The organism is Streptomyces sp. NPDC107654, assembly GCF_055639035.1.
Genome location: NZ_JBVKBI010000017.1, coordinates 116,681 through 135,001, shown reverse-complemented (window position 1 = coordinate 135,001; position 18,321 = coordinate 116,681). Strand labels below are relative to the sequence as shown.

20 protein-coding genes and 1 tRNA gene are annotated in these 18,321 nt (G+C 73.9%); 7 read left to right on the top strand and 14 right to left on the bottom strand.

Annotation, left to right across the window (positions count from 1 at the left end; genetic code table 11):
- Positions 1-8: 8 nt before the first annotated feature.
- A complete protein-coding gene (locus ACZ7N4_RS27110) occupies positions 9-368 on the top strand; it encodes an MmcQ/YjbR family DNA-binding protein (protein WP_471362507.1) in 360 nt (119 codons plus the stop codon).
- A 207-nt stretch (positions 369-575) separates the two neighbouring features.
- Here ACZ7N4_RS27110 and ACZ7N4_RS27105 read toward each other — a convergent pair whose 3' ends face one another.
- Both ACZ7N4_RS27105 and ACZ7N4_RS27100 read right to left on the bottom strand, forming a co-directional pair.
- Positions 576-1,499 (bottom strand): transketolase family protein, encoded by a 924-nt coding sequence (locus ACZ7N4_RS27105; protein ID WP_471362505.1) that lies wholly within the window; start codon positions 1,497-1,499, stop codon positions 576-578.
- Between the two features lie 22 nt (positions 1,500-1,521).
- Positions 1,522-2,229: a transketolase gene (locus ACZ7N4_RS27100; protein WP_471362502.1), complete on the bottom strand. Its 708-nt coding sequence runs from the start codon at positions 2,227-2,229 to the stop codon at positions 1,522-1,524.
- 124 nt (positions 2,230-2,353) lie between these two features.
- Between ACZ7N4_RS27100 and ACZ7N4_RS27095 the strand changes: the two genes are divergently transcribed.
- A tRNA-Pro gene (locus ACZ7N4_RS27095) sits at positions 2,354-2,427 on the top strand.
- A gap of 120 nt (positions 2,428-2,547) precedes the next feature.
- Here the strand turns inward: ACZ7N4_RS27095 and ACZ7N4_RS27090 are convergent.
- From ACZ7N4_RS27090 to ACZ7N4_RS27070, 5 genes are all read right to left on the bottom strand, one after another.
- The gene (locus ACZ7N4_RS27090; RefSeq protein WP_471362500.1) at positions 2,548-3,276 is read right to left on the bottom strand and encodes a hypothetical protein; all 729 of its coding nucleotides are present in this window, start codon (positions 3,274-3,276) and stop codon (positions 2,548-2,550) included.
- Between the two features lie 177 nt (positions 3,277-3,453).
- Positions 3,454-3,981 carry an NUDIX hydrolase family protein gene (locus tag ACZ7N4_RS27085; protein ID WP_471362589.1) on the bottom strand — a complete coding sequence of 176 codons (528 nt, stop codon included), beginning with the start codon at positions 3,979-3,981 and terminating at the stop codon, positions 3,454-3,456.
- Positions 3,982-3,997: 16 nt separating this feature from the next.
- A complete protein-coding gene (locus ACZ7N4_RS27080) occupies positions 3,998-5,173 on the bottom strand; it encodes an amidohydrolase family protein (protein WP_471362497.1) in 1,176 nt (391 codons plus the stop codon).
- Position 5,174: 1 nt separating this feature from the next.
- Positions 5,175-6,578, bottom strand: a complete 1,404-nt coding sequence (locus ACZ7N4_RS27075) for a type I glutamate--ammonia ligase (RefSeq protein ID WP_471362494.1) — start codon at positions 6,576-6,578, stop codon at positions 5,175-5,177.
- 85 nt (positions 6,579-6,663) lie between these two features.
- The gene (locus tag ACZ7N4_RS27070) at positions 6,664-7,476 is read right to left on the bottom strand and encodes an SAM-dependent methyltransferase (protein WP_471362491.1); all 813 of its coding nucleotides are present in this window, start codon (positions 7,474-7,476) and stop codon (positions 6,664-6,666) included.
- A gap of 161 nt (positions 7,477-7,637) precedes the next feature.
- Here ACZ7N4_RS27070 and ACZ7N4_RS27065 point away from each other — a divergent pair, with 161 nt between their 5' ends.
- Positions 7,638-8,504, top strand: a complete 867-nt coding sequence (locus ACZ7N4_RS27065) for a Cof-type HAD-IIB family hydrolase (protein WP_471362488.1) — start codon at positions 7,638-7,640, stop codon at positions 8,502-8,504.
- 58 nt (positions 8,505-8,562) lie between these two features.
- On the opposite strand, the gene ACZ7N4_RS27060 is transcribed toward ACZ7N4_RS27065, so the two are convergent.
- From ACZ7N4_RS27060 to ACZ7N4_RS27040, 5 genes are all read right to left on the bottom strand, one after another.
- On the bottom strand, positions 8,563-9,360 hold the full coding sequence (locus ACZ7N4_RS27060; RefSeq protein ID WP_471362486.1) for an SAM-dependent methyltransferase: 798 nt from the start codon (positions 9,358-9,360) through the stop codon (positions 8,563-8,565).
- A 66-nt stretch (positions 9,361-9,426) separates the two neighbouring features.
- Positions 9,427-10,074: an HhH-GDP family DNA glycosylase gene (locus tag ACZ7N4_RS27055; protein ID WP_471362483.1), complete on the bottom strand. Its 648-nt coding sequence runs from the start codon at positions 10,072-10,074 to the stop codon at positions 9,427-9,429.
- Positions 10,075-10,086: 12 nt separating this feature from the next.
- Positions 10,087-10,431, bottom strand: a complete 345-nt coding sequence (locus ACZ7N4_RS27050; RefSeq protein ID WP_471362480.1) for a DUF3140 domain-containing protein — start codon at positions 10,429-10,431, stop codon at positions 10,087-10,089.
- Between the two features lie 21 nt (positions 10,432-10,452).
- Positions 10,453-10,941 (bottom strand): Dps family protein, encoded by a 489-nt coding sequence (locus tag ACZ7N4_RS27045; protein WP_471362586.1) that lies wholly within the window; start codon positions 10,939-10,941, stop codon positions 10,453-10,455.
- A gap of 85 nt (positions 10,942-11,026) precedes the next feature.
- Positions 11,027-11,836 carry an alpha/beta hydrolase gene (locus ACZ7N4_RS27040; protein ID WP_471362478.1) on the bottom strand — a complete coding sequence of 270 codons (810 nt, stop codon included), beginning with the start codon at positions 11,834-11,836 and terminating at the stop codon, positions 11,027-11,029.
- A 145-nt stretch (positions 11,837-11,981) separates the two neighbouring features.
- On the opposite strand from ACZ7N4_RS27040, the gene ACZ7N4_RS27035 reads away from it, so the two are divergent.
- The 4 genes from ACZ7N4_RS27035 (at position 11,982) to ACZ7N4_RS27020 (ending at position 16,742) form a co-directional block, all read left to right on the top strand.
- On the top strand, positions 11,982-13,169 hold the full coding sequence (locus tag ACZ7N4_RS27035; RefSeq protein WP_471362475.1) for a thiolase family protein: 1,188 nt from the start codon (positions 11,982-11,984) through the stop codon (positions 13,167-13,169).
- Between the two features lie 76 nt (positions 13,170-13,245).
- A complete protein-coding gene (locus tag ACZ7N4_RS27030; RefSeq protein WP_471362472.1) occupies positions 13,246-14,757 on the top strand; it encodes a long-chain-fatty-acid--CoA ligase in 1,512 nt (503 codons plus the stop codon).
- Positions 14,758-14,835: 78 nt separating this feature from the next.
- The gene (locus ACZ7N4_RS27025; RefSeq protein WP_471362470.1) at positions 14,836-15,609 is read left to right on the top strand and encodes a sulfite exporter TauE/SafE family protein; all 774 of its coding nucleotides are present in this window, start codon (positions 14,836-14,838) and stop codon (positions 15,607-15,609) included.
- 359 nt (positions 15,610-15,968) lie between these two features.
- On the top strand, positions 15,969-16,742 hold the full coding sequence (locus ACZ7N4_RS27020) for a cobalt-precorrin-6A reductase (RefSeq protein WP_471362583.1): 774 nt from the start codon (positions 15,969-15,971) through the stop codon (positions 16,740-16,742).
- A 105-nt stretch (positions 16,743-16,847) separates the two neighbouring features.
- Here ACZ7N4_RS27020 and cobF read toward each other — a convergent pair whose 3' ends face one another.
- Positions 16,848-17,639 carry a precorrin-6A synthase (deacetylating) gene (cobF, locus tag ACZ7N4_RS27015; RefSeq protein ID WP_471362467.1) on the bottom strand — a complete coding sequence of 264 codons (792 nt, stop codon included), beginning with the start codon at positions 17,637-17,639 and terminating at the stop codon, positions 16,848-16,850.
- A gap of 97 nt (positions 17,640-17,736) precedes the next feature.
- On the bottom strand, positions 17,737-18,243 hold the full coding sequence (locus ACZ7N4_RS27010) for a DUF309 domain-containing protein (RefSeq protein ID WP_471362464.1): 507 nt from the start codon (positions 18,241-18,243) through the stop codon (positions 17,737-17,739).
- Positions 18,244-18,321 lie beyond the last annotated feature (78 nt).

Here is an 18,321-nt window from a genome sequence, read left to right as displayed (position 1 = left end):
TGCCTGGCATGCCGGATGCAGAAGACGTACGCCGAATCGCCCTGTCCCTGCCGGACACCACGGAGAAGACCGCCTGGAGCATGCCCACGTTCCGGGTCGCCGGGAAGATGTTCGCGACCCTGCCCGAGGACGAGACGTCCATCGCCGTGCGCTGTCCCAAGGAGGAGCGCGACGAACTGGCGCTGGCCGAGCCGGAGAAGTTCTGGATCGCCGACCACGAGGCGCAGTTCGCCTGGGTGAGAGCGAGACTCGCCGCGCTGGAGGACGAGGAGGAGCTGCGGGACATCCTGGCCGACTCCTGGCGCCAGGCCGCCCCGCCCGGACTCCTCGACGCCCACCCGGAGGTGGGGCTGCCGCCCGGGACCTGACGAACCCGGTGGGGGAGCGGCCCACGGGGTGGCCCGATCCCATGAGCTCACCGGGCCGGTGGCCGGCGCCTGCCCGAAGCCGGGGGAAGCGACCGGCGCCTGCCCGGAGCCGGCGGTGCCGCCGTGCCGCTCGTGCAGGGCGGGCGATGGCGGCGGGCACCCGGGCCGGCGCGCCGCCACCGCCCGCCGCTCACCGGGCCGCGGGGCTCACCGGTGGCCCGTGGTCGGCTGTCCGGCGCCCAGGAAGTGGCCGATGCGTTCCCGCAGGGAGGCCGGGTCCAGGCCGTGGGCGGCGACGTGCTCCTCGATCGTGCCGTAGCGGCGCAGCTCGCGGCGGGCGACGCCGAGGCCGAGCGTCCGGTGCGGCGCGTCGGCCAGCGCCTCGTTCACGGCGGCGGTGGAGGTTCCCGCCAGGTACGGCTCGACCAGCACGACGTCCGTGCCCGCCGCCTCCGTCGCCCGGCGCAGCCCGGCCGCGTCGAAGGGGCGTACGGTCGTCGCGTACAGCACGGTCACGTCCAGGCCCTCCGTGGCGGCGAGGACCGCGTCCAGCGTCGGGCCGACGGCGACGACCACACCCGAGCGGCCCTCGCGGACCGTGGTGAAGTGCTGCCCGTCGATCACCCGGCCCTGCCGGTTCGACTGCACCGACAGCCGCACGTACACCTTCTCGTCACCCGCGGCGACCGCGTGGTGCAGCAGCGCGTCGGCCTCGTCGGGATGCCCGGGCACGTGCACGGTCCAGCCGTCCAGCGTGTCGAGGAGGGCCACGTCCCCCGGAGCCATGTGGGTGACCCCGCCGGCCGGCCAGTCGAAGGAGGCGGCGGCGCTCACCAGCACCGCTCCGGCGTCCTGGTGCCCCAGGTCCAGCTTGAGCTGCTCGAACGGCCGCTCCACGAGGAAGCTGGCGAAGGTGTGCACGACCGGCCGCAGCCCGGTGAGCGCAAGCCCCGCCGCCGCCCCGACCAGCAGCTGCTCGCGGATGCCGACGTTGATCACCCGGTCGGGATGCCGGCTCATGGCGTCCCGGAAGCCGTCGACACCGATCTCGGCGAGGACGACCGCGACCCGCGGGTCCTCGTCCAGCAGCCGGGAGACGACGGGGGCGAAACGCTCACGCATGGTGTCCATCGATGAGACCCTTTCCGGGAAGTCAGGCGTTCTTGGGCTCGACGCGGGCCACGACCACGTGCGGCCGGCCCGGATGCGGCGCGGTGAACGCGGCGTGCAGCGCCTCGTGGTCGCGTCCGTCGACGGTCACCGCGGACCAGCCCGCGGCCTCGAACCGGGCGGCGATCCCGCCGGGCAGCGCATGGCTGGCGGAGGAGTTGTCGATCACGACCGTGTGCAGCCGGTCCAGTCCCGCGGGCCCGGCGAAGGCGATCGCCTCGTGGTTGCTGCCCTCGTCCAGCTCGGCGTCCCCGATCAGCACCCACACCGCCGGATCCGGCCGGCCCTGGGCCCGCAGCCCGAGCGCGGTGCCCACGGCGATCGGCAGCCCGTGCCCGAGCGACCCGCTGCCGATCTCGGCCCCCGGCACCAGCACCCGGTCCGGGTGGTGCCCGAGCGGGGAGTCGTACGACCCGAACCCCGGCAGCCAGTCCACCGGCACGAACCCCTTCGCGGCGAGCACGGCGTAGTAGGCCATGGGGCCGTGCCCCTTGCTCAGCAGGAACCGGTCCCGGGCCGGGTCGTCCCGCCGCTCCGGAGTCACCCGGAGCACCCGGTCGTACAGCACCCACAGCACGTCGAGCGTGGAGGTGGCCGCCGGTCCGTGCTTCTCGTCGCCGGTCATCAGCCCCATCAGGCGGGGCAGGTCGTCGTAGCCGTACGTGCGGCTCTGGTCCGTTGTGAGCGTCATGCCGACGATCGTGCAACCTCAAGCAAACTTGAGGTCAACAGCGGAAGGGGCGCGCGATCAACGGGCCGAGTGCGGTATTGTTTCCCTGCGCGTTCGGCCGGGGAAATCCCAGGTCAAACGGCACCGGGACGTGGCGCAGCTTGGTAGCGCACTTGACTGGGGGTCAAGGGGTCGCAGGTTCAAATCCTGTCGTCCCGACTTGTGAGAGTCGGCGGTGAGGGCCGGTTCCGGAGACATCCGGAACCGGCCCTCACGCGTTCGGTGAGATGTCCGTCACGCCGCCGCGCGGGCGTGCGCCGTGCGGAGCCTCCCGACGGGTCAGGAAGCCGTCTTGTTCTTCTTGGTGCCGTCGACCACCTGTCCGGCCGGCGGAGGCGTCGCCTTGACCGGCTTCTCGTAGTCCGAGAAGACGACCGTGCCGGGATTCTCACCGCCGGACTGGTCGAGCTTGAGAATGTACGGCTTTCCCTCCGTGGCGACGTACATGGTGATGGTTTCGCCGCCCTTCCTCTTCTTCAGCGGGATCGCCTTGCGGCCGTTCACCGTGGTGACGTCGCCCTTCGTCATTCCCTTGCGCTCGGACTTGTCGCTGTCCATGTCGGCCAGGAATCCCTGCTTGTCGCACAGTCCCGTCGTGCGGGAGTCGCCGACCGGTACCTTCACCCAGCGGCCGGTCAGCGCCCGGGCCTCCTTCTGCCCGCCGGCCGAGCCCTTGGCTGCGTTCGCCCAGAACTCCTCGTCACCCTTGACGTAGGTCGCCTGGCCCGCGTGGATGACGTCGGCCGAGCCCTGTTCCATGGCCATCCGGCCCTTGCAGTTCTTCTGGGTGTCGACGTGGAAGTCGACCGTCAGGGGCTGCCCGTCCGCGGAGACCTTGCCGGCCATGCGCAGTGACGCGGCGTTCCGGGTGGCGGTCACCGCCTTGGCGGCCACCTGGTCCGCGCTCTGCCCCTTGAAAGGCTCGTCCGACGATCCGTCGTCCGAACATCCCGCGGCGCCCACGGCGGCGGTCACGCAGATCACGGATGCGGCTAACGTGCGGCTCACAGACATGGAAAACCCTTCCCGGGAAATCTGGTGCTTTTCCTGGGCGGCCGCGCTCTCACCTCGTGGCGGCCGCCGTGGAAGTCCGGTTTCCCCGGGATCATGGAATAGTCGCTTCCTCTTCCGTGCGAAGGGCGCGGGACAAGCACGCTTCGCACGGACAAGGCGGCGTCGAAGCGGTCAGAGGGCCAGCCCCACGTGCGCGAGCGCCTGCTTCAGCAGCACCCCGTGCCCGCCCGGCATCTCGCTCTGCACCGCCGGCGACGCGGCCTCCTGCGGACTGAACCAGACGAGGTCCAGGGCGTCCTGGCGGGGCCGGCAGTCGCCGGTCACCGGCACGACGTAGGCGAGGGAGACCGCGTGCTGGCGCGGGTCGTGGTACGGCGTGACGCCCGCCGTCGGGAAGTACTCCGCGACCGTGAACGGCTGCAGCGAGGCGGGGACGCGCGGCAGGGCGACCGGTCCGAGGTCCTTCTCCAGGTGGCGCAGCAGCGCGTCCCGGACGCGTTCGTGGTGCAGGACCCGGCCGGAGACCAGGGTCCGGCTGACCGTGCCGTCCGGGCCGATGCGCAGCAGCAGCCCGATGCTGGTGACTTCACCGCTGTCGTCCACGCGCACGGGCACGGCCTCGACGTACAGGATCGGCATCCGGGCCCTGGCCATCTCCAGCTCGTCCGTGGTCAGCCAGCCGGGCGTGGTTTCGGTCATGTCAGACATTGCTTGATCATACTTTCCGGGTGGGGCGCCCGCAGGAATCGCGGGCCGGTTCGGATACGGGCGGTCCGTACAGTCGGCGGGCGTTGTCGCGGCCCGTCCAGGCGGCGATCCGCAGGGCGTCGGCCAGGCTCAACTCGTCGGCGTCCACGCGGTCCTGCAGCAGAGCGGCGAGGCCCTGCCGGAAGCACAGCGCGCCCAGGTGGTGGAACTCGGCCACACCGTAGGCGTCGGAGCTGTACAGCAGTTTGCGGAACGGGGTGATCTCCAGCGCCTCCTCCAGCACCGCGCGACAGCGCGCCGGGCCCGTGTGGTGCAGGGCGAGACCGACGTCCAGGTGCACGTGCTCGAACACCGCGGCCAGGTAGGCGGCCTGGCGGTGGTACGGCCAGCAGTGCAGCAGCAGCACCGGGACCGTGCCGGTGGTCCGGCGCAGCCAGTCGGTGAGCAGGGCGGGGTCGGCGCGGTGCAGCCGCAGGTCCGCGTCACCGAAGCCGGTGTGCAGTTGCAGCGGCAGTCCCAGCTCGACGGCGGTCCACAGCAGGTGCCGTACCAGCACCGGGTCGGCGAGGCGTCCGCCTTGGGCCAGCCAGCGCCCGGCCGCCGCCGTCACCTCGGCCGCGCCCGGGCGCTCGGGGTCCAGCGCGAAACCCGTGCGGTACGCCGCGACCGACTTCACCGCCACCACGCCCGGCCGGTGTACGGCCTCCTCGGCGGCGGCCCGGAACGCGGCCGCGTACGCGCCCGCCGCGACACCCCGCGCCGCCACCGACTCGGCGATCCGCTCCAGCCGTACGACCTCGCAGGCGGCGGCGCCGGCCGCGGCGGCCAGTTCGGCGGGCGTGGTGAGCGGGTGCGCGGTGTAGCCGGTGTCCACGCAGAACACCCCGGCTCCGGCGGCCGTCAGGAAACGGCGGTTGACCTCCCGCCAGCCGAGTGCCGAGCGCCGGGCCACGTAGTCGGCGGGCGGCGCGTGCCGGGGCAGGTCCAGCAGGGGCGCGCAGTGCCGGCGCACGGCCACGCCGACGGGGCTGTCGAAGGGGGAGACGTCCGGCCAGGCCGCGCCCTCGGTGAGCAGGGACGCGAACTCCCCGGCGCTCAGGTCGGCCGTGACCGCGCCGTGGCAGTGGTGGTCCACCAGCGGCAGCGCGGCGAGCGCCTCGTGGACCGGTCCCGGGGCGGTCACGTCAGTACACCCAGCGGTAGGCCGCGGCCACCCGGTCGGGGCCGAGTCCGTCGACGGCCGCCGCCTCGCCGAGCCGTACGGCGGTCACCGCGTCGGCGAGGACCGGGCCCAGCGCCTCCCGCAGCACCTGGTCCGCGCGGAACTCCTCGACGGCCTCGGGCAGCGACCGCGGCAGCCGCCGTACGCCCCGGGCCACCGCCTCCTCGGGCCCGTAGCGGGCGGGGTCGCCGGTGATCTCGTCGGGCAGGGTCCGGGCCGCCGCGATGCCGTCGAGCCCGGCCGCGATCACGCAGCCGAGGGCCAGATAGGGGTTGGCGGCCAGGTCCACGGGCTTGACCTCCATGTTGGCGTCCTGGTCGTGGCGGCCGGCCGTGCCCGTGACCAGCCGCAGCGCGGCCTCGCGCGTCTCGCGTCCCCAGGCGGTGAAGACCCCGGCCCACTGGGAGGGCCGCAGCCGCAGGTGGCTGGCCGGGCTGGGCGCGGTGACCGCCGTCAGCGCCGGGAGGCGGGCGAGGACCCCGGCCGCGAAGGACTCCGCCTCGGCCGTCATGCCGTACCGGCGCTCGCCGCCCGCGTGCAGGTTCACTCCGTCACGCCAGCAGGACAGGTGCAGATGGCCGCCGTTGCCGACGCCCTCCGCGGACACCGCGGGGGAGAACGACACCCGCAGGCCGTGCCGCTGGGCCACCGCCCGGATGGTCTGGCGGACCAGCACACTGCGGTCCGCCGCGGCCACCGGGTCCTGCGCGCCCACCGAGATCTCGAACTGCCCGGGCGCGTACTCGGGATGCAGCTGGTCGACCTCCACGCCCTGCGCGGCGCACGCGGCGAGCAGATCGGCGCCGTAGTCGCTCAGCTCGACCTGCCGGACCGCGCCGTACGCCGGGCCGGAGACCGCCGGCACGAACTCCCCGGCCGGCGCCGAGCCGAGCCCTACGACCCACTCGATCTCGATCGCCGCCTTGAAGGCGAGGCGGTGCCGTCCGGCGGCACCGGCGACGATCCGGCGCAGGAAGGTCCGGGCGCAGCCGGGGTGCCGGGCGCCCTCCTGGGTGATCCGGTCCACCGGCGCCCAGGCCCAGCCGGGCTGTCCGGCCAGGACCACCAGCCGGTCCAGGTCCGGGTAGAGCCTCAGGTCGCCGTCGGGGGAGCCGAGGACGTCGGTGCGCACGGCGGAGTCGTCGGCGAGGAAGGTGTCGAACACCGGGGACATCCCGACGCCCCAGGACACGGCCGCCTCCAGCCGGGCCGTGGGGATCGTCTTCACCCGGCCGACGCCCGCCGTGTCGACGTACGCCAGCACGATCCCGTGGACACCCCGCGCCGACAGGTCGGCGGTGAGGGCGGCGACCCGGCGCAGATCCCCGGGCCGGCCGCCGGGCACGGGGTCGGCGAGCGTCGTCATACGTCCTCCTGGGCGGACTCTGCGGACTCGGCGGCCCGGCTGACGCGGAGTGCCCGGCCCGGCCCGGCGGTGCGTGCGGCCTGGCTCACGGTTTCACGGCGACCGCGCCGAACTGCGGCACCGGCGCGGCGGACGCCGACTCCGGGCGCCACCGGGAGCAGGGCACCAGGCCCGGCTCGACCAGCTCCAGGCCGTCCAGGAAGCCGGCGATCTCGTCCCGGCCGCGCGCGGTGATCGGCGGGGTGGCGTGGGCGTTCCAGAACTCCATGGCGGCCACGTTCCCCTCGCCGCCCACGTCGGGGTCGTACGTCGGATGGGTGAGGACGAGAGGGCTGCCGGGGGGCACCGCCGCCATCAGCCGCCGTACGATCTCGCGGGCCTCGGCGGTGTCCGGTACGAAGTTGAGGACGCCGAGCAGCAGCACCGCGACCGGCCGGGTCAGGTCCAGGGTCCCGGCGGCGCGCCGCACGATGCCGTCCGGGTCGCGGACATCGGCGTCGAGGTAGTCCGTGACGCCCTCGGGGGAGCTGGTGAGCAGGGCGCGGGCGTGCGCGAGCACGATCGGGTCGTTGTCGACGTACACGATCCGGGACTCGGGGGCGGTCCTCTGCGCGATCTCGTGCGTGTTCTCGGCGGTCGGCAGGCCCGTGCCGATGTCCAGGAACTGCCGGATCCCCCGCTCGGCGGCCAGCAGGCGCACCGCCCGCCCCAGGAACTCCCGGTCCGCCCGGGCCACCTCCCGGATCACCGGGAACATCCCGGCGACCCGCTCGCCCACCTGCCGGTCCACCTCGTAGTGGTCCTTGCCGCCGAGCCAGTGGTTCCAGACCCGTGCGTTGTGTGCCACGCCGGTGTCCAGCCGGGCCGGTCCGGCCGCCGGGGAACGACCCTCGCTCACCTGTCCGCCCTTCTCCCGTGCGGTGCTCCGTCGTCATTGTGCCCTCGGGTGATCGCGCTGTCCCGGGAAACGGGCAGGCTGGGCGGTTCCGGGCGCGCGGAGCGGGTGGGGAACACTGGGCCGGTATCCCCGCCCCCGACCGGAAGCAGGACCCGCCCGTCATGCCGACGTCCCTCCTCGACCCCTCCCACCTGTCCGCCGGCCGCGCCGACATCCGGCTGGTCGTCACCGACATGGACGGCACGCTGCTGGACGACGACAAGCGGATTCCCGGCGGGCTGTGGCCGATGCTCGCCGAACTGCGCCGCCGCGGGGTGCTGTTCAGCCCGGCGAGCGGCCGCCAGTACGCGACGCTGCACCGGCAGTTCGCGGAGGTCGCCGAGGGCATGGTGTTCATCGCGGAGAACGGCACGTACGTGGTCCGCGACGGCGCGGAGATCAGCTCGGACCCGCTCGACCGGGCCGTCGCCGCCGGGGTCGCCCGGACCGTACGGCGGCTGGTCGCGGGCGGCGCCGACGTCGGCGCCGTGGTCTGCGGCAAGCGGGCGGCGTACGTGGAGCGGACCGACGAGGCGTTCCTCGCGGAGGTGCGCAGGTACTACGCCGAGCACCGGATCGTGCAGGACGTCACCGCCGTCGAGGACGACGTGATCAAGGTGGCCCTCTTCGACTTCGGCCCCGCCGAGCGCACCACCGCCCCGGCCCTCGCGGAGTTCGCCGCCACCCACCAGGTCGTCGTCTCCGGCGAGCACTGGGTGGACGTGATGAACCGGACCGTCAACAAGGGCACCGCCCTGCGCGGGCTCCAGCGGGCGCTCGGCATCACGCCCGCGCAGACCATGGTGTTCGGCGACTACCTGAACGACCTGGAGATGCTGGACGCCGCCGAGTGGTCCTTCGCGATGGCGGGCGCCCACCCCGAGGTGATCCGCAGGGCCCGCCACCTGGCCCCGTCCAACAACGACGACGGCGTACTGCGGACCGTGGCCCGGGTGCTCGATCTCCCCTACGACGGGGAGAGGGGCTGAGGGTCTGGGCCTGGGCGCCGGGGTTCAGGGGGCAGGGCTCCGGGGGCGAGGCATGAGGTCAGGGTTTGATCGCGACCCCGCCGTACAGCGAGATCGGTCCGTCGGGCTCGCCCTCGGGCCGCCACTCGGCCACCGAGACGATCCCGGGCTCCAGCAGCCGAAGTCCCTCGAAGAAGGTGCCCACTTCGGAGTGCGAGCGCGCCACCAGCGTCACCCCGCCCGCCGCGTAGGCGGCGATCCCCCGCTGCACGTTCCCCGGTTCGAAGTCCGCGGTCATCGTGGACAGGACCAGTGCGCTGCCCGGTGCCAGCGCGCCGGTCAGGGTGTCCACCAGGTCGTGGGCGCCGTCCTCGTCGGCGATGAAGTGGAGCAGGGCGATGAGGGAGAGGGCCACCGGGCGGTCGAAGTCCAGGATGCCGGCGGCCTGTCGCAGGATGGCGTGCGGATCGCGGGCGTCGGCCTGCACGTACTCCGTCACGCCCTGCGGTGTGCCGCGCAGCAGCGCGTTCGCGTGGGCCAGCACGATGGGGTCGTTGTCGACGTAGACGACACGGGCGTCCGGGACCACGGACTGGGCGATCTGGTGCAGGTTCGGCTCGGTCGGTATGCCGGTGCCGATGTCCAGGAACTGGCGGATCCCCGATTCCGCGGCGAGCGCCCGCGTGGCACGGCGCATGAACGCCCGGTTGGCGCGGGCGGCCTTGGGGGCGCCTCCGTCGATCGCCGCGATCCTGCGGCCCAGTTCCTCGTCGACCGGGTAGTTGTCCTTGCCGCCGAGGAACCAGTCGTACACCCGGGCCGGGTGCGGCCGGCTCGTGTCGATGATCTGCTGGGTCTCCGGGCCGTTCCCCGTCACGCGCCGCTCCTCACCGCCTGGGGTCCCGGTGGTCGGTCCGGGACGTGCGGGAGCAGTCTGACACGATCACGCGGCGCGGCGCAGACAGTCTTCGGCCACCTCCTTGTCGAGTGCCGCACGCACCAACGCGGCGGCCAGCACGGCCGGGTGGGTGTCCCCGGCCAGCTCGGCCAGCTTGCCGGGGTCCTTCGGCAGGCCGAGCCGCTCCGCGCCGGACAGGGCCTTGGCGTCCAGGTAGGGGGCGACATCCGGCCACACCCGCTGTGCCTCGCGCAGGAAGATGTCGGCGCCGGCCGGTCCGATGCCCGGTTCCTCCTGGAGCAGTTCCCTGAGCGTGCCGACGTCACCCTCCGCCTCCCGGTGCAACCGGCGCAGGTCGCCGCCCCAGCGCTCGGCCAACAGTTCGGCGCCGTCGCCGAGCTGGGTGGCCGTACGTTCGTCGTAACGGCGGTAGCCGCCGCGGCCGAGCGCGTCCACCCGCTGCTGCCAGTCGGCCTCGGCCATCCGGCGGGGGCTGTCCAGGTGGTCCTCGTGCAGCGCCCGGGCGGCGGCCACCGCCACCGAGGCCCGGATCCGGGCACTCAGCAGCAGCGACAGCACCAGCAGCCGGTACAGCGGCTGCGGGGTGTCCTTCAGACGGATGCCCGCCTCCTCGGCGTACGTCCGCCCGTACGCGGACACCAGCTCGTGCACGACCCGTTCGTCCCGGTTCACGGTGGGCTCCGGTCAGGGCTTGAGCGGGTCGTGGCCCAGCGTCATCAGACGGTGCCGGCGGCGGGTGTCCTCCGGCGTCCGTTCCGGCTCGGGCTCGTTGTCCATGTCGACCAGGTCCCCGACGGTGTCCACGATCTCGTGCATGATCCGGACGTCGTCGTCGGTGAGGTCGGTACGGCGCTTCTGCAAGATGGCGAGGACGTGTTTCCCGGTGGGCGTCCCCGCCTGCTCCGGCAGCGGTTCCGTCTCCTCGTCGGCGTCCCGGACCTTCAGCCAGGCCGAGAGCTCCGCCGAGGTCATGTTCACCACGCGGTGGAAGTCCTCCCACAGCGCCTCGGTCTCCCGGGAGTCGGCCACGGGTCTCCCCTCTCCGGTGTGCTAGTCGGCGTCGCCGCGCGGGTGGTTCTCGGCCTCGAACATCCAGCGCTGCTTCTCCAGGTCGGCCGTGACCGAGATCAGGAGGTCCTGGGTGACCGGGTCGGCCTTCTCGGTCGCCTCGATGCGCTCGCGCAGCCGTCCGACGGCCGCCTCCAGCGAGGAGACCATCAGCTCCACCACCTCGGTGTCGCGCAGCCAGCCGTCCTTGGTGCCGGGCAGCGCGAAGGTCGCCGCGATGGTCTCCGGCCGGCCGTCCGGCGGTACGCCCAGCGTGGCGGCCCGCTCGGCCACGGTGTCCGAGTGGGCCCGGGCCATGGCGACCAGCTCGTCCAGCTGGAGGTGGATGGACCGGAACCGCGGGCCCACGATGTTCCAGTGCGCCTGCTTGCCGATCAACGACAGCCCGAGCAGATCGGTCAGGGTCTCCTGCAGGGCGGTCCCGGTGACACCGAGCGCCTCCTCGGGCAGCGTGCTCTTGACCACGGTCATGGTGCGCGTATCCCCTTTCGTCATGTCTCCACGGTCATGTCCGAAAGGGCGGGTGCCCGTGCGGCGGGGGGAGCAAACCGGCTGATCAGCCGGGCAGCACCCGGTCCAGGAAGGCCCGTACCTCCGCGAAGACCTCCGCCCTGCACGTCTCGTGGAACACCTCGTGCCGGGCCCCGGCGAAGATCCGCTCGGTCAGCGCCCCGCCGCTCAGCCGCTCCACCCCGGTCCGGCTGCCGGCCGGCGGCACCAGCCGGTCGTCGCCGCCGTGCAGCCAGAGCAGCGGCAGCCGGCCGACGTCTCCGCCCCGGTCGACGGTCTCCAGGGTCCGGGCGAACGCCTCCACCGTCGGCCGCTTCATCGGCCCGTGCCAGACCAGCGGGTCGGCCGCGTACGCGGCGCGCACGGCCGGGTCCCGGGAGAGCGCGGAGGGGCTGACGGGGATGTCCGGGATCTCGTCCAGGGCCAGCAGCCGCCCCGGCAGCTCCCAGGCGCCGATCACCGGGCCGGACAGGACCAGCGCGCTCGGCCCGCCGCCGTACCGCTGGGCGTAGCGGGCCGCGACGAGCCCGCCCATCGAGTGGCCGACCAGGACCAGCGGCAGGCCGGGGCGGGCGGTCCGGGCCAGCTCCGCCACGGCGTGCACGTCCGTGACCACGTCCTCGAAGTCCTCGATCAGCACCCGCTCCCCGGCCGAGCGGCCGTGGCCGGCGTGATCGGGTGCGTACACGGCGGCGCCGTGCCCGGTGAGCACGGCGGCCAGCTCCTCGTACCGGCCGGCGTGCTCGCCGTACCCGTGCACCACGACGGTCAGGAAACGGGGTGCCGGGTGTGGCCACTCGTGGACGGCGAGGGGGCCGTGCGTACCGTCGAGGACGTGTGCGCGGGCGTGTGGCATCTCTCCTCCAGCTGCCTCGGTGAAGGTCCTGGGGGATCTTCCCAGCGGGGCGGTCGGGGGTCTATAGTCCAAAACTAGCAGTGCTAATTAAGAGTGCTGCGCAGGCCAGTCCGATCCACAGCGTCGTAGGTCAGGAGTCCCAGCCGTGCGTCCCGTCCATTTCGCGGCCGCCCGCCGCACCCCCATCGGCAAGCTGCGCGGAGCCCTCTCCTCCGTCCGCCCCGACGACCTGGCCGCGACCGTGATCCGCCACCTGGTGGCCGGCGTGCCCGCGCTCGACCCCGCCCGGATCGACGACGTCTACTGGGGCGCCGCGAACCAGGCGGGCGAGGACAACCGCAACGTCGCCCGCATGGCCGCCCTGCTCGCCGGGCTGCCCGACTCCGTGCCCGGCGCCACCGTCAACCGGCTGTGCGCCTCCGGACTCGAAGCGGTCACCGCCGCCGCCCGCACCATTGCCGCCGGGGAGGCCGACATCCTGGTCGCCGGCGGCTCCGAGTCGATGAGCCGCGCCCCCTTCGTGCTGCCCCGCCCCGACGAGGCACTGCCGCAGCGCATCGAGACCCACGACACCCGGCTCGGCTGGCGGCTGGTCAACCCCGCCATGAGGGAACTGCACGGCCTGCTCTCCATGGGGGAGACCGCCGAGGAGGTCGCCGCCCGGCACGGCATCTCCCGTGCCCGCCAGGACGAGTTCGCCCTGCGCAGCCACCAACTCGCCGCCGCCGCGCGCAAGAACGGCCACTTCGACGACGAACTGCTGCCCGTCGAGCGCCCCGACGGCATCGTGGTCGAGCAAGACGAGTGCGTCCGCGAGGACACCTCGCTGGAGAAGCTGTCCCGGCTGAAGCCCGTCTTCCGCGCGGAGGGCACCGTGACCGCCGGGAACGCCTCGCCGATGAACGACGGCGCGGCCGGCCTCCTCCTGGTCAGCGAGGAGGCGCTGAACGAGCTGGGCCTGGAGTCCCTCGGACGCTACGTCGCGGGCGCCTCCGCCGGCGTCCACCCCGACGTGATGGGCCTCGGCCCGGTCCCCGCCACCCGCAAGGTGCTGGCCCGGGCCGGCTGGGAGACCGGCGACCTCCAGGAGGCCGAGTTCAACGAGGCGTTCGCCGCCCAGGCACTCGCCTGCGTCGACCAGCTCGGCATCGACCCCGACCTGGTCAACCCCACAGGCGGCGCCATCGCCCTCGGCCACCCCCTCGGCTGCTCCGGCGCCCGCATCCTCACCACGCTGCTGCACCGGATGCGGCGCACGGGCGCGGAGCGCGGGCTCGCGACCATGTGCGTCGGCGTGGGGCAGGGGACGGCGGTGCTGGTCGAGAGGCCATAGAGCGTCACCGACGGGGGCTTACGACAAGGGAATTCGCAACACGAGCCGCAGCAGCAAGGAAACGGAGCAGCACTCCATGGCCACCCTGTCCGTCGCCACCATCCTCGCCGAGAACGCCCGGCGCCGCCCCGGCAAGGCCGCCCTCGTCGAAGGTGATCTGCGGCTCACCTTCGCCGAGGTCTGGCAGCGCGCGCTGGCCCAGGCGGGCGCGCTCACCGGGCTCGGCGTCCGGCCCGGCGACCGGGTCGCCCTCATGGCGCCCAACACCGCGGAGTTCCCGGTCGCCTACTACGCGATCGCGGCGGCGGGCGGGGTCGTCGTCCCCGTGCACCTGCTGCTGTCGTCCGGCGAGGTCGAGCACGTCCTGCGGGACAGCGGGGCCACCCTGCTGCTCGTCCACCCGGGACAGGCGGAGACCGGCCGCACCGCGGCCGAGGCGGCCGGCGTCCGCGTCGTCACGCTGGGCGGCGAGTTCGACAAGCTCGCGGCCGGCGCCGAGCCCCTCCCGTCGTACGTCACCCGGGCCGTCGACGACCCGGCGGTCATCTTCTACACCAGCGGTACGACCGGTGTCCCCAAGGGCGCCGTCCTCAGCCACTTCAACCTGGTGATGAACGCGACCGTCAACGCCTTCGACGCCAACGACATCCGCGCCGACGACGTCGCCCTCGGCGCGCTGCCGCTGTTCCACGCCTTCGGCCAGACGGTGTCGCTGAACTCCACCTGGCGGGCCGGTGCCACGCTCGTGCTGCTGCCCCGCTTCGACGCGGCCCGGGCCATCGAGCTGATGGTGCAGGAGGGCGTCAACACCTTCCACGGCGTGCCGACCATGTTCGTCGCGCTCGCGGCGGCCGCGGCCGACGCCGCCCGGCTCCCCGCGCTGCGGGTGTGCGTCTCCGGCGGGGCCTCGCTCCCGGTCGCCGTCCTGGAGCGGTTCGAGGCCGCGTTCGGGGCGAAGATCTACGAGGGGTACGGGCTGTCGGAGACCTCGCCGACCGCCACCGTCAACCAGCCGGTGTTCGGCACCAAGGCCGGCACCATCGGCCACCCCCTGTGGGGGGTCGACGTGGAGATCGCCCGCGCCGAGCTGGAGGGCCGGATCGAGCTGCTGCCGCCCGGGGAGCTGGGCGAGGTCGTCATCCGCGGCCACAACGTCTTCTCCGGCTACCTCGGCCGCCCCGAAGCCACCGCCGAGGCCCTGGTGGACGGCTGGTTCCGCACCGGTGACCTCGGCACCAAGGACGACGAGGGCTTCCTGCGGATCGTCGACCGCAAGAAGGACGTCATCATCCGGGGCGGCTACAACGTCTACCCGCGGGAGGTCGAGGAGGTGCTGATGCGCCACCCGGAGATCGCCCAGGTCGCCGTCATCGGCCTGCCCGACGACCTGCACGGCGAGGAGGTGTGCGCCGTCGTCGTCCCGGCGCGGGGCACCACGCCGGACGCCGCCGCGCTCACCGGGTGGTGCAAGGAGCACCTCGGCAAGCACAAGTACCCGCGGCGCGTGGAGTTCACGGACGCGCTGCCGCTCGGGCCGAGCATGAAGGTGCTGAAGCGGGAGCTGCGGGCGCGGTACACGGGCCGGTAGGCGGGCCGCCGCTTCCGGGCCGGTCGGCGGGACGCTGATGACGCCGGACGGATGCGTGCGCATAGCATCGGTCACTCCATGAACACGATGACGCTCTGGCACGTATCCGGCTGGGGGTTCGCGGCGCTCGCCTTCGCGGCCCTGCTCGTCGGCTTCTCCAAGACGGCGGTCAGCGGGGCCAACACGGTCAGCCTCGCGATCTTCGCGGCGGTGCTGCCCGCCCGCGCCTCCACCGGCGTGCTGCTGCCGGTGCTGATCGCCGGCGACGTGCTCGCCGTCCTCACCTACCGGCGGCACGCGCACTGGCCCACGCTGTGGCGGCTGTTCCCGGCCGTGGCGGCGGGCGTGGTGGCCGGCACGCTGTTCCTGGTGTGGGCGGACGACGGGATCGTACGGACCTCGATCGGCGCGATCCTGCTGCTGATGGCCGGCGTGACGGTGTGGCGCCGGCGGGCGGCCGAGGCCCCGGGGGAACCGGACGCGGTCGGCACCCGAGCGGGCCGGATGAAGGCCCGCTCGTACGGCGTGCTCGGTGGTTTCACGACGATGGTCGCCAACGCGGGCGGCCCGGTGATGTCGCTGTACCTGCTCTCCGCGGGTTTCCGGAAGCTCGGCTTCCTCGGTACCTCCGCCTTCTTCTTCCTCATCGTGAACGTCTCGAAGGTGCCGTTCAGCGCGGGTCTGGGCCTGATCGACCGGCGCTCCCTGCTCCTTGACGCCGCGCTCGCGGTGTTCGTCGTGCCCGGTGCGTTGTTCGGCAAGTGGGCTGTGAACCGGATCAACCAGCGTCTCTTCGAACAGCTGGTGATCGCGGCGACGGTCGTGGGCGGACTGGAACTGCTGCTCCGCTAGCCCCACCGCCGCGGCACGTCCGCGAAGGAGTCCACCAGGCGTGATCCGGGGTGCCGTTCGCCCGCTCGCCCGCTCGTGCGTCTCCGGGGCCGGCACCGGGCCCGACCGTAGCGACCCGGGCACCGCACCGCACGACACGACCTCGTACGCTCACCCGTATGCCCGCCACCCCCGCGCAGACAGACGGCCCGGCGCCCGCCGCCGCCCCGGTGCCGTCCGCCCCCGTGCCGGCCGGCGGCCCGCTGCCCTCCGCCCCTGAGTCCTCCGCGCCCGGGCCCTCCGCCCCCGTGCCCGCCGACGGCCCCGCACCCGTCGGACCTGCACCCGCCGTTCCCGCATCCGTGCCCGCACCCGCCGCCGTGCCCGCGCACGTCCTCGTCCTCGGTGGCACCACCGAGGGCCGCCGTCTCGCCGCCGACCTCGCCGCGCGGCCGGGTGTCCGCGTCACCACCTCGCTCGCCGGCCGGGTCACCCGGCCAGCGGCGCTGCCCGGCACGGTACGGACCGGCGGTTTCGGCGGGCCGGAGGGGCTCGCCGACTGGCTGCGCGTCCACCGCGTGGACGCCCTGGTGGACGCCACCCACCCCTTCGCCGCGTCGATCACGGCCCACTCGGCCCTGGCGGCGCGCGCCACGGGCGTCCCCGCCGTCGTCCTGCGGCGTCCCGGCTGGCAGCCGGGCCCCGGAGACCGCTGGTACGACGTCCCGTCCCTGGCCGGGGCCGCCGAGGCCCTGCCCGGACTCGGCCGACGGGTGTTCCTCAGCACCGGGCGCCTCGGTCTCGCCGCCTTCGCCGGGCTGACCGGCCTGCACTTCCTCGTCCGGTCGGTGGAGCCGCCCGAGCCGCCCCTGCCGCCGGACACCGACGTCCTCCTGGCCCGCGGCCCGTTCACGGTCGCCGACGAGACCGAACTCCTGCGCGCCCACCGGATCGACGTCCTGGTCACCAAGGACAGCGGAGGCGAGGCCACGGCCGCGAAACTGACCGCCGCGCGCGATCTCGGTCTGCCGGTGGTCGTGGTCCGCCGGCCCCCGCTCCCGGAGGGCGTGCGGGCCGAGCCGGACGTGCCGAGCGTGCTGGCCCGGCTGGGCTTCGCGGGGACCGCGGCACGGGGGGTCCGGCCTGACTCCTGACCATCGCGCCTCGGTACCGCGACGAGGGTCCCGAGCAGCACCTCCGCACCCCGGCCGGGCTCTTGACCGAGCACGGACCTTCGCGCCCTGGCGGTACCCGGCCGGTCAGCCCTCCCGGGCCGGCCGGTCCCGTCCGGGATGCCGGCGCAGCAGGTACGTGTCCATGATCCACCCCTTCCGTTCCCGCGCCTCCGCCCGGACCCGCTCGATGCGCGGACCGGCCTCGGCGATCGGCCCCGAGACCAGGATCTCGTCCGGCGTGCCGATGTACGCGCCCCAGTAGATGTCCATGTCCTCCTCGGCGTACCGCCGGAAGGCCTGGTGCGCGTCCAGCATCACGACCACGTCGTCGACGCCGTCCGGGAAGCCCTCGGCCAGCCGCCGCCCGGTGGTGATCTGCACCGGCCGGGCGACCCGGTTCAGCCCCGTGCGATGCCGGGCGACCAGCGCGGAGACACTGCTGATGCCGGGCACCACGTCGTACTCGAACGGCACCGCCCCGCGCTCCAGCACCTCCTCCAGGATCGCCAGCGTGCTGTCGTACAGCGCCGGATCCCCCCACACCAGGAAGGCACCGGTGCCGTCCTCGTCCAGTTCGTCCGCCATCAGCCGCTCGTAGATCCCGGCGCGGGCACTGCGCCAGTCGCCGACGGCCGGCGAGTAGGCGGCCCCGCCCGCCGCCCGGTCCCGCTCCGGGTCCCGGGCTTCCACCACCCGGTACGACCCCTCGGGCAGATGCGCGTCCAGCATGTCCCGGCGGAGCCGGGTGAGATCGCTCTTCACCTCGCCCTTGTCGAGCAGGAAGAACACATCCGTGCTCCGCAGCGCCTTGACCGCCTGGAGGGTCAGCTGGTCGGGGTCGCCCGCGCCGATACCGATGACATGAATCTTTCGCACGCCCCGAGTCTGCCGCATGCCACTGACAGCGCGTCCACCGCCTCCGCACGCACCGCGACGCCCACCGGTCAGGGGCGTCGGGCTCGCGTGTGCCCGGTCAGGGACCCAGCCGGGGCGCCTCGGCGCACGGGTCCACCGGCCCCGGCCCCTGCTCCACCCGCCCGGCCAGCTCCCGCGCCCACCGGCTGAGGCCCGGCAGGTCCAGCCCGTACGGCCGGTCCTCGCCCCGCCCGACCGCCCACTCCTCGACCGCGCCCGCACCCCGCCGCAGCAGCCGCGCACCGCCGACCGCGTTCCCGCGGGCCGCGTGGGTGAGCCCCACCGCCAGCTGGGCCAGCCCCCGCCACAGCGCGCGCTCGTCCTCCGGGCCCGCCTTCCACGCGTCCTCGAACACCTCGTGCGCGTGGAACGGCCGCCCTGCGGCCAGCAGCTCCTGCGCCTCGGCAACCGTCTCCTGCGGCGCCCGCAGAACACCCTCCGGCTGCCGGGGGACGCCCTCGGCGCCGTACGGCAGCGGGCGCCCCAGCCCGTCCCGGGGCCGCGCGTTCCGGGCCCGCCCGGTCAGGTCCCGGTCCCTGGCATCCGATTCGCCCGTGTTCGTCATACCGCCGATTGTCCCTCGGCCCACCCGGACCTTCCTCGGCGCACCCCCGGACGTGGGGTAAAGTTCTGTTCGCACGAA

Bases quoted from the DNA above. Each gene is read 5' to 3' on its own strand.
- ACZ7N4_RS27110 (WP_471362507.1), top strand. From the start codon at position 9: ATGCCGGATGCAGAAGACGTACGCCGAATCGCCCTGTCCCTGCCGGAC.
- ACZ7N4_RS27105 (WP_471362505.1), bottom strand. From the start codon at position 1,499: ATGGACACCATGCGTGAGCGTTTCGCCCCCGTCGTCTCCCGGCTGCTG.
- ACZ7N4_RS27100 (WP_471362502.1), bottom strand. From the start codon at position 2,229: ATGACGCTCACAACGGACCAGAGCCGCACGTACGGCTACGACGACCTG.
- ACZ7N4_RS27085 (WP_471362589.1), bottom strand. From the start codon at position 3,981: ATGACCGAAACCACGCCCGGCTGGCTGACCACGGACGAGCTGGAGATG.
- ACZ7N4_RS27075 (WP_471362494.1), bottom strand. From the start codon at position 6,578: ATGACGACGCTCGCCGACCCCGTGCCCGGCGGCCGGCCCGGGGATCTG.
- ACZ7N4_RS27065 (WP_471362488.1), top strand. From the start codon at position 7,638: ATGCCGACGTCCCTCCTCGACCCCTCCCACCTGTCCGCCGGCCGCGCC.
- ACZ7N4_RS27045 (WP_471362586.1), bottom strand. From the start codon at position 10,941: ATGACCGTGGTCAAGAGCACGCTGCCCGAGGAGGCGCTCGGTGTCACC.
- ACZ7N4_RS27040 (WP_471362478.1), bottom strand. From the start codon at position 11,836: ATGCCACACGCCCGCGCACACGTCCTCGACGGTACGCACGGCCCCCTC.
- ACZ7N4_RS27030 (WP_471362472.1), top strand. From the start codon at position 13,246: ATGGCCACCCTGTCCGTCGCCACCATCCTCGCCGAGAACGCCCGGCGC.
- ACZ7N4_RS27025 (WP_471362470.1), top strand. From the start codon at position 14,836: ATGAACACGATGACGCTCTGGCACGTATCCGGCTGGGGGTTCGCGGCG.
- ACZ7N4_RS27010 (WP_471362464.1), bottom strand. From the start codon at position 18,243: ATGACGAACACGGGCGAATCGGATGCCAGGGACCGGGACCTGACCGGG.